Source organism: Maritimimonas sp. 2210JD6-3 (assembly GCF_056591795.1).
In genome coordinates this window covers 19,486-29,505 of the sequence record NZ_JBWQOJ010000039.1, presented here as the reverse complement: position 1 = coordinate 29,505, position 10,020 = coordinate 19,486, and the positions used below count along the sequence as shown (strand labels likewise).

Sequence of the window (10,020 nt, the reverse complement as noted above, 5' to 3'; positions counted from 1 at the left end):
CAACGACTACTTATACGGTTACGGCAAGTAATTCATGTAGTACAGATGCTACAGATGAGGTTATTGTTACTGTAAATTATAAACCTGATTTATCTACAAGCGGTAATGTAACTATAGAAAGAGGGGAAAAAGTTACGTTATCAGCTTATGGAGAAGGGTCTTTTCTTTGGAATACAGGTGAAACGTCATCCGATATAGAAGTTTCACCAGAAACTACAACTACTTTTATAGTGAGTTTAACTAATGATGAAGGTTGTAGAATAGAGGATAAAATAACTGTTTCAGTCTCAGACTCTACTTCAGACGTAAATGTTATCACAGCAAGTGCAGGTGAGGATATTACTGTATGTAAAGGTCAAGAAGTAGTGTTAACTGCATCAGGAGGAGATAAGTATGTTTGGAGTACTGAAGAGCAAACGTCAAGTATAAAAGTAATACCTGATGATTCTACCATATATTCTGTAAGGGTTTATAATGGAGATGAATATACGATTGCGTACGTTACAGTTTATATTGATAATACGTGCGAATCGTCACTTTTAAATAAAGAATTTAAAATTTACCCCAATCCGAGTGAGGGAGATTTAACGGTTGATCTTTCAGGATATAATAATACTACCAATATTACTGTTTTTAATATTAATGGTTCTAGGGTATTTCAAGATAATATTAGTAATAAAAGTTCCTTAAAAGAGTTTTCATATAAGATGGATCTTTCAAAACTTTCATCGGGAATTTATATTGTTCAGCTAACTAATGAAGGTGCTAGTGATGTTAAAAAATTGATAATAAATTAATAAGAGAAGTATTCTTTAAATAAGAAGAATTTAAGGAGCATTTAAAATATGCTCTTTTTTATGTAGTAAAATCATATATTTGGATTCATAAAATTTAAAGTATTTAATGTTTTTATTAAAGAATAAAACTAGAAGAAAAATAGGAGCATATCTTATTATTTTCCTTCTAGTTTTATTTTTAGCTCTAACTCTAATATTAATAAATTATAGAAGATCGGTTTATAACTATACTACTAAACAAGATTATCAATATTATTTTGAGAGATCAAATAATAGTGAAATTTTAAAATTAAGTTTGAAAAATAACGAAATTAGATTACCCGACAATTTACCTTCTTCTACTTCTTTCATAAAAATTAAAGTAACCACATCTCTTTACGGTAAAGTTTTTGAACCAAAAATTACAATTAAGAGTAAAGATGTTCAGTTAGATCAGGCATTCGAAATAAATGCAGATGGATATCGATATTTGAATATAAGTGCTTTTACGCGAGCGAACTCTAGTAACATTAAGCTTATAGGTAAGGGGGTGAAGACTATTGATCAAAAAATTGAATTAATTGCTTTTAAGGATATAAGCTTAGAAGATTCAAAAATACTTATTTTGTCACCTCACCCCGATGATGCTGAAATTGCTTCTTATGGTTTATATTCAAAACATAGTAAAAATGTATTTGTTTTAACAATTACTTCAGGTGATGCAGGAGATTTTAAATATGATGAAATCTATCAAGATTCAGTACAACATTATTATATAAAAGGTAAGTTAAGAACATGGAACAGTATTACTGTGCCTTTATTAGCGGGTGTTTCTAAAAATAATATTTTAAATCTAGGATTTTTTGATAGCACACTAAAGCAAATGTATGAAAGAGATCCATCAACTGTTAACTCTATATTTGTAGATAGTTTGAGAAGGAATTCATATCAGAATTTAAATTTATCTAATTTACAACCTTGTATTGAAGGTTCGTCTAACTGGACATCCTTAGTGCAGAATATAAAGTGTGTAATAAAAAACTTTGAACCAGATGTAATTGTTACTCCTCATCCTGATATTGATGAACACACTGATCATCAATATTCTACAAGGGCATTATGTCAAGCTTTAAAAGAGTTAAATATTAAAAAAGGCTCTTTATTTCTATACACGAACCATTTCATGAATGATTATTATCCTTTTGGTGAAATCGGTAGTATTGTCTCTCTTCCTCCAAAGTTTAAGGATAATATTTATTACAATTCTATTTATTCTAGCAGCTTAGATAAACCATTACAAAAAGAGAAAATCCTTGCATTAGAATCTATGAATGACTTGAGAATGGATACTGAGTGGCGGTTTTCAAGTTCTTTATTAAAAGAATCTGGATTAGTTTTTAATAGAAAAATATTAGGTAAAGAGAAAGATTATTTTAGACGCTCTGTTAGAAGTAATGAGTTATTTTTTGTTGTACCTATTATAGAAATTTACGATAAAAATAAAATGAATAAGTTAATTGGAGAAATAGATGAAACTGATTTTTAAATTTTACCTAATCACTTTTAAGATGATATAAATATTAATGTTATTTTTGTTTGTTATTGAAAAAGAAATTAATGTTTTTATCTTCTTTGGGGTCATATCCATCTTTTTATTAGATTAAAAAAGTAAATCTCTAGTTGTAAAGAATTTTAGTTTTTAAAATATACATTAATTTATTTCGTTAATAATTGCGTTTAAAGTAATTATTTAGATATTATTATAATATGTAGATAGCTATGGTAAAGTCTTGTAAATATTGAACTTTTAAATAAGTAGATTATAAATAAAATAATATGGAAAATTTTGCACTTATAGGAGCCGCTGGTTATATAGCCCCAAGGCATTTAAAAGCAATAAAAGATACTGGAAATAATTTAATTGCAGCTTTAGATAAATTTGATTCAGTTGGAATTATGGATAGCTATTTCCCAGATGCTGATTTTTTCGTGGAATTTGAACGTTTTGATAGACATATTGAAAAACTTAAAAGAGATAAATCTATCAATTTAGATTATATGAGTATTTGTACTCCTAATTATTTACACGATGCGCATATACGATCAGCATTGCGAAGAGGTGCACATGCTATTTGTGAGAAACCTCTTGTATTAAACCCATGGAATATAGACGCTCTGAAAGATATAGAAACTACAACAGGTAAAAAAGTATATTCAATACTGCAATTAAGATTGCATGAAAGTATAAAAAAACTCAAAGAAAAAGTTGATACAGGTCCGAAAGACAAAATTTATGATATTGATCTTACATACTTAACATCTAGAGGGCATTGGTACTATACTTCTTGGAAGGGTGATGTATCAAAATCTGGTGGTATAGCAACAAACATAGGTGTACATTTCTATGATATGCTGTCATGGATTTTTGGACCTATAAAAAACAGTATAGTTCATAAACACTCTCATGATAGAGCAAGTGGTTATTTCGAGTTTGAAAAGGCAAGAGTTCGTTGGTTTTTATCAATTAACTATGACCTTTTACCAGAAGAAGTTAAGAAAAAAGGACAAAGAACATATAGGTCAATAACAGTAGAGGGTGAAGAAATAGAGTTTAGTGGAGGATTTACAGAATTACATACCGAAAGCTACAAAAAAATACTTAAAGGAGAGGGATTTGGGTTAGAAGATGCAAAACAAGCTGTTGAAATAGTACAAAGTATTAGAACTGCAGATTTAAAACCACTAGTTGGTGATTATCATCCAATGGCAAAAGAAACTCAATCGAAACATCCTTTTTCAAATAGTTAACATAAATAATGTTTGACCATGAAAATTGTACTTGTAACTCCTACGTTAGAACATGGCGGCGGTGAAAGGTTTATTACAGAATTGGCTAACTATTGGGCAGTATTAAATCATAAAGTTACCATTATAATGCTTAGATCAGAAGAAGCAACATATGTGCTTTCAGATAGGGTAAAACTATGTACTTTAAGTTATTTAAATGAAGGTGAAAAAACTAAAATTAATAAGATAAAAAATGGTATAAATACATTTTTTAAGTTAAGAAACAAAATAAAAGAAATACAACCAGAATTTGTACTAAGTATTTTAAGTACCACTAATATTCTTACGATCGCAGCTACGCAATATTTAAAAACAAAGATATTTGTTAATGATATAATGAGCCCTTATAGAAAACGAAGCAAATTAGAAACATTTTTAAGAAAAGTTTTTTATAAGAGAGCAAATGGAGTAATTGCATTGACGCAAGTTGCTAAAGAAATTATTTACAAGGAAAGTAAAAATAAAAATATTACTGTTATCCCAAATCCAGTTAAAAAAATTAAATTAGTTGAAGAAATTAAAAAGGAAAAGATAATTATTAATGTAGGCAGATTAGTAACAGATAAAGGTCAAAAATACCTAATTAATGCTTTTGCTGATTTAGATTTTCCTGAATGGAAATTAGTTATTTTAGGAGATGGAGGATTAAAAAATGAACTTGAACAGCAGGTTAAAAAGTTAAATTTAGAACAAAGAGTATTGCTACCGGGTGCGACAACAGATGTAGATTCGTGGTTAAATAGAGCATCAATTTTTGCCTTCTCTTCTGTTTCTGAGTCTTGGGGAATAGCACTTACAGAAGCAATGGCAGCAGGACTTCCCATAGTTAGTTTTGATTGTGATGTTGGTCCGAGACACATAATTAATAACAATCATAACGGTTTTTTAATTCCTGTTAGAGATGTAACAGCAATGCGAGATAAATTAAGAGAATTAATACTAGATGAAGGGTTAAGAGATCGTTTTTCTAAACAAGCAAAAATTGATGCTGAACAATATAAAATTGAATGTATAGGGAACCGTATTTATGAGTTTTGTATAAATTCATAATCGATTAAAAAAGTATTTATAGGTGTTATCTATTATAGTTTTATCTTCTGATGGATATTCTGATTGTTGGATTCCATTCTTTAAATTTTTTAAAAAAAACTTTCCAAATAAAAAAGAATATGAACTTTTATTAAGTACTAACACCAAAGACTTTACTTATGAGGGTTTAAATATTAAAGTATTGAAAAATGGCGCTAGAACTTCTTGGAGTAAAAGGCTAAAATTATCATTGCAATATGCCAAATACGATTTAGTTTTTGTGCTAGCTGAAGATATGGTATTAAGATCACCTATGAATAAAGAGCTATTCGAACACTATTTATCGTTAATAAAGAATGAAAACGAGATACATCACATAAGAATGTTATCTACATTCGATAGAACTAAAGTGAAGACATCTAAATACAGCGGATTAGATGAGATAGAGGCAAAAACTAAACTTAGATTTTTATACTTGCCTGCACTTTGGAAGAGAGATATATTGATGAAATATGTAGTTAATTTTGAAACACCTTTTATGTCTGAACGCGTTGGAGACTATAGATCTTGGATTTATTCACATGGATTTTATTGTGTTTCGAAAGAATATGTTGAGAAGAACGGTGAATTTTATGATTGTAGACAAAGCGGAACCTTATTTAAAGGTAAGTGGGCAAATCCAGTTAAAGAACTATTTGAAAAAAATGATATTGAAATAGATTTTTCTATTAGAGGTTTTGTCACTCCTGAATTCGCAAAACAATCTAGGATTGATTCGAAAAAGGCTGTATTGATGTCACCTATTTCTACACTCCGATCTTTTTTGAGTGTCGTACTATTATATGTTAAAATTAAACTATTTAGACTTAGTTAATGAATGGCTTTCATAAGATAGAACTAGACCGTACACTAGGTACCGATATGTTTTCACTCATAGCAGAGATGTATCCTATTTGTAGAAGTATTACTGGCGATGGAGTGAGAGAAACATTAGCAATAATTTCTAAAATAGTTCCTATTGAAGTTCATGAAATCCCTTCAAAAACTAAAGTTTTAGACTGGGAAGTACCATTAGAATGGAATATTTCAGAAGCATGGATAAAAAATAGTGAAGGCGATAAAATTATTGATTTTGGTCAATGCAACCTTCATGTTCTTAACTATAGTGCTCCAGTACATAAAAAAGTAAGTCTAAAAGAACTAAACGAACATATTTATAGCTTAAAAGATACACCAGATCTAATTCCGTATAGAACTTCATATCATCAACAACAATGGGGTTTTTGTATGAGTTACAATCAATTACAAGAATTGAATGATGATACCTACGAGGTAATGATCGATTCTTCTTTAGATGAAGGACACTTGTCTTACGGAGAAATGTTTATCAAGGGGAGCTCAGAAAAAGAAGTATTGATCTCAACCCATATATGTCATCCTTCATTAGCGAATGATAATTTATCAGGTATTGCTGTGGCTACTTACTTTGCTCAAGTACTCAATTTGAATAAGGAAAAACTAAAATATTCGTACAGATTTTTATTTGTACCTGTTACCATTGGCTCTATCACCTGGTTGAGTCTAAATGAACAAAAATTAAATAACATTAAACATGGTTTGGTATTGAGTTTATTAGGTGATAAAAGTAAATTCAATTATAAGAGAAGTAGAAACGGAAATTGTGAGATAGATACAATAGTAGAATTTTGCTTGAATGAGCTCTATGATGATTATGGAATTTTAGACTTTTCTCCTTATGGGTACGATGAACGTCAATATTGTTCTCCTGGCTACGATCTACCTGTTGGTAGATTATCAAGAGCATTACATGGAGAATTTGTTGAATACCACACCTCTGCAGATAATCTGAATTTTATTGAGAAAGAAAAGTTGGTAGAATCTTTAGAAATGTTACTAGCAATAAGCAATGTTATAGAAAATAATAATGTTTATATTAATCAAAACCCAAAAGGAGAACCTCAACTTGGTAGGAGAGGATTGTTTAAAAGTATAGGGGGGCAAAGTGAGACAAAAGATTTTCAAATGGCACTTTTATGGGTTCTTAATCAATCTGATGGTAAGAATTCATTAGTAGATATATCTAAAAAAGCAAAACTAAATTTTAACCTAATTTTAAAAGCAACTAAAGAACTTTTAGAAGTTAATTTAGTAAGACAAAAATGAGTTATATAAAAAAGTAATCAAAATGAAAACAGTAATATTGGCAGGAGGATTCGGAACACGTCTAAGTGAAGAAACAGGTGTTAGACCTAAACCAATGGTTGAAATAGGGCATAGGCCAATACTTTGGCATATTATGAAAATCTTTTCATCTTATGGTTTTAATGAATTTGTTATATGCTGTGGCTATAAAGGTAATATGATAAAAGAATACTTTACCAATTACTTTATAGCATCGTCTGATATCACATTTGATCTTAGAAATAATGAAATTGAGATTCATAGAAATAATACTGAACCTTGGAAAGTTACTCTAGTTGATACAGGTGAGAATAGTATGACTGGAGGTAGAGTAAAAAGAATAAAAGAGTATATTGGTGACGAAAGATTTTTTCTTACTTATGGAGATGGGGTAAGCAATGTCAATTTAAAAGAGCTACTAGAATTTCATATAAAAAATAATAAATATGCAACGCTGACGGCTGTACAGCCCCCAGGTAGGTATGGAGTATTTAATTTAGATAAAGGAGAATCAACGATTAAGAGTTTTAGAGAAAAGCCTAAAGGTGATGGTAATCAAGCTTGGATTAACGGAGGTTTTTTTGTTTTAGAACCAGAGATATTTAGTTATATAAAAGGAGATTTAACTATTTGGGAGAGGGAGCCTATGGAAAATTTAGCTAAAGAAAATAAACTATCTGCTTATAAGCATCATGGCTTTTGGCAAAGTATGGACTCCTTGAGAGACAAAGAAGTACTTCAGCAATTATGGGATGAAAAAAATCCACCTTGGAAAATTTGGGAATAACGTAAAAACATAAAATCTATTAATGGAAAAATTACAAGAAAACAAGATTTTAAAAGAAGATATGGTTTATATTTTAGATCAATTATCTTCAAAAGAAAAAGAAAAATTTAATAACTCAACAATTCTTATAACTGGATGTGGAGGGTTTTTAGGTTATTACTTTATGCAGTTTTTCTCAATTCATGCAGATACTTTAGGAATAAATAAAATCATTGGGTTAGATAATTTTTTAACAGGTACCCGAGACTGGTTAGAAACATTGCATCAGAAAAATGAAAAGGTAATTTTAAAAGAGTTTAATGTAATTACAGATGATATCGCAACAGTTGAAGGTGCTGAAGATGCGAACTTGATAATACATGGTGCATCTATCGCCTCTCCTACGTTTTACAGAATTTATCCAGAAGAAACTATAGATGCAAATATTACCGGTTTACGAAAAATGTTTGATTATTATAAAACCAAAAGTATCGATGGTTTCTTATTTTTTTCAAGTAGTGAAATCTATGGAGACCCTTTTCCTGAATTCATACCCACAAGCGAAGATTATAGAGGTAATGTAAATACTATGGGACCTAGAGCTTGCTATGATGAAGCAAAAAGATTTGGAGAGACAATTTGTTATATCTACAATCAAAAATATAATATGCCTGTTTCTATTGCAAGACCATTTAACAATTACGGTCCAGGTATGAATATTAATGATAAAAGATTACCAGCAGATTTTGCCAAAGCGGTACATGAAGGACGTGATTTGGTAATGTATTCTAATGGAAAGCCAACAAGAACATTTTGTTATATATCAGATGCCATAACAGGTTATCTAAAAATACTCTTATACGGTAAACTAGAAGCTTTTAATATTGGGATTGATAAGCCTGAAGTTTCAGTGGCCGAGTTTGCCGAGCTTTTCTCAAAAAATGCTAAGCATATCTACGATTATAAGGGTGAGGTAGTATTTGAAATTTCTAATGATGAAGCCTATATGGAGGACAACCCTAATAGAAGATGTCCTGATATATCAAAAGCAAAGAATATTTTAAATTTTAATCCAACAATATATGTTGATGAAGGAATCGGTAGGTATTTACAATTTTTAAAAGAAAATAACGGACAACTATTATGATTACTATATTAGGTTTAGGATTTGTTGGTTTAACAACGGGATTGGGGTTTAGTAAAAAAGGATTTCAAACCTACGGTATTGATATTGATCAAGATAGACTTACGATGCTTAAGAATTATCAAATTCCTTTTCATGAACCTCATTTAAAAGAAGTTTTACAAGAAACGTTAGGCAATACCTTTCATTTAGATGTGCCTTTTAATGAAGCAATTAAAAAAAGTGAAGCTATTTTTATTTGTGTTGGGACACCGTCTTCTCAAGATGGAAGTGCAGACCTTAAATATCTTTTAGGAGCAATAGAACAAGTATTGAATGTTGAAGACAAGAAATTTAAGGTAATTGTCACAAAATCTACGGTTCCGCCTTCAACTGTTTCGAAAAAGGTGAAACCTTTTATAGAAGAAAAGTTAAAAGAGATAAACAGAGATATTGGCTTAGCTTCAAACCCCGAATTTTTAAGAGAGGGGTATTGTTGGGAAGATTTCATTGAACCAGATAGAGTAGTAATTGGTGTTGAAGATGAACGATCAAAGGTTGTCTTAGATAAAATCTATAAACCTTTTGAGGCACCTATTCATTATGTTTCTTATAACTCGGCAGAGTTTATTAAATACCTTTCCAACACTTTATTTTCAACGTTGATTAGTTATTCTAATGAAATGTCAATGATAGCTGATAGTATTGGTGATATAGATATACCAAAGGCATTTAGGGTTCTTCATGAAGATAAACGGTGGTCGGGTAATCCAGCTGCCATGGCAAACTATGTTTATCCGGGTTGTGGATATGGTGGGTACTGTTTGCCAAAAGATACCGCTGCTTTGAATAGTATTGCAAAAGAATATGGTGTCACCCCTCATATTCTTTCAGGGAACCTTGAAATCAATAATAAGATTAAAGATTTTGCAACAAATAAAATACTATCTAAAGTTAAAAAACACGAGGTGATCGGCATTTTAGGTTTATCGTTTAAACCCGAATCAGACGATGTAAGATTGACACCAAGTAAAGACATTATTGAAAAGTTATTAGATAATGGTTATAACAATATCATAGCCTATGATCCAGTAGCAAATGAATCTTTTAAAGAGGCATATCCTAATTTTGACATTGGTTATGAAAATTCTTTAGAAGAACTACTAAGAAAAACAGATAATGTAGTTGTTATTACTACATGGAAAGAATTTAAAGAGAAAGAAAAAAGTATCAACCAAAAAAATGTTTTCGATTTAAGATATTTTTATTGAAAAAGA

The 10,020-nt window shown here is 30.1% G+C and carries 9 protein-coding genes; all 9 read left to right on the top strand.

Annotated features, from left to right (window positions below; translation table 11 throughout):
* Positions 1-797: T9SS type A sorting domain-containing protein (locus AC1EUY_RS13625; RefSeq protein WP_480196096.1), on the top strand; the 797-nt coding region annotated here is incomplete at its 5' end.
* A 295-nt stretch (positions 798-1,092) separates the two neighbouring features.
* On the top strand, positions 1,093-2,322 hold the full coding sequence (locus AC1EUY_RS13620; RefSeq protein WP_480196095.1) for a PIG-L deacetylase family protein: 1,230 nt from the start codon (positions 1,093-1,095) through the stop codon (positions 2,320-2,322).
* 290 nt (positions 2,323-2,612) lie between these two features.
* The gene (locus AC1EUY_RS13615) at positions 2,613-3,584 is read left to right on the top strand and encodes a Gfo/Idh/MocA family protein (protein WP_480196094.1); all 972 of its coding nucleotides are present in this window, start codon (positions 2,613-2,615) and stop codon (positions 3,582-3,584) included.
* An 18-nt stretch (positions 3,585-3,602) separates the two neighbouring features.
* Positions 3,603-4,673, top strand: a complete 1,071-nt coding sequence (locus AC1EUY_RS13610; RefSeq protein WP_480196093.1) for a glycosyltransferase family 4 protein — start codon at positions 3,603-3,605, stop codon at positions 4,671-4,673.
* A gap of 22 nt (positions 4,674-4,695) precedes the next feature.
* Positions 4,696-5,526, top strand: coding sequence for a hypothetical protein (locus tag AC1EUY_RS13605; protein ID WP_480196092.1), 831 nt, complete (start codon positions 4,696-4,698; stop codon positions 5,524-5,526).
* Positions 5,526-6,836 (top strand): DUF4910 domain-containing protein, encoded by a 1,311-nt coding sequence (locus AC1EUY_RS13600; RefSeq protein ID WP_480196091.1) that lies wholly within the window; start codon positions 5,526-5,528, stop codon positions 6,834-6,836. The genes AC1EUY_RS13605 and AC1EUY_RS13600 overlap by 1 nt, the downstream gene beginning before the upstream one ends.
* A 22-nt stretch (positions 6,837-6,858) precedes the next feature.
* Complete coding sequence (gene rfbF / locus AC1EUY_RS13595; protein ID WP_480196090.1) at positions 6,859-7,641, top strand: glucose-1-phosphate cytidylyltransferase; 783 nt, start codon at positions 6,859-6,861, stop codon at positions 7,639-7,641.
* Positions 7,642-7,663: 22 nt separating this feature from the next.
* Entirely contained in the window at positions 7,664-8,767 is a 1,104-nt protein-coding gene (locus AC1EUY_RS13590; protein ID WP_480196089.1) for an NAD-dependent epimerase/dehydratase family protein, read from the top strand.
* Entirely contained in the window at positions 8,764-10,014 is a 1,251-nt protein-coding gene (locus AC1EUY_RS13585; protein WP_480196088.1) for a UDP-glucose dehydrogenase family protein, read from the top strand. The genes AC1EUY_RS13590 and AC1EUY_RS13585 overlap by 4 nt, the downstream gene beginning before the upstream one ends.
* Positions 10,015-10,020 lie beyond the last annotated feature (6 nt).

Bases quoted from the DNA above. Each gene is read 5' to 3' on its own strand.
- AC1EUY_RS13615 (WP_480196094.1), top strand. From the start codon at position 2,613: ATGGAAAATTTTGCACTTATAGGAGCCGCTGGTTATATAGCCCCAAGG.
- AC1EUY_RS13610 (WP_480196093.1), top strand. From the start codon at position 3,603: ATGAAAATTGTACTTGTAACTCCTACGTTAGAACATGGCGGCGGTGAA.
- AC1EUY_RS13600 (WP_480196091.1), top strand. From the start codon at position 5,526: ATGAATGGCTTTCATAAGATAGAACTAGACCGTACACTAGGTACCGAT.
- rfbF (WP_480196090.1), top strand. From the start codon at position 6,859: ATGAAAACAGTAATATTGGCAGGAGGATTCGGAACACGTCTAAGTGAA.
- AC1EUY_RS13590 (WP_480196089.1), top strand. From the start codon at position 7,664: ATGGAAAAATTACAAGAAAACAAGATTTTAAAAGAAGATATGGTTTAT.
- AC1EUY_RS13585 (WP_480196088.1), top strand. From the start codon at position 8,764: ATGATTACTATATTAGGTTTAGGATTTGTTGGTTTAACAACGGGATTG.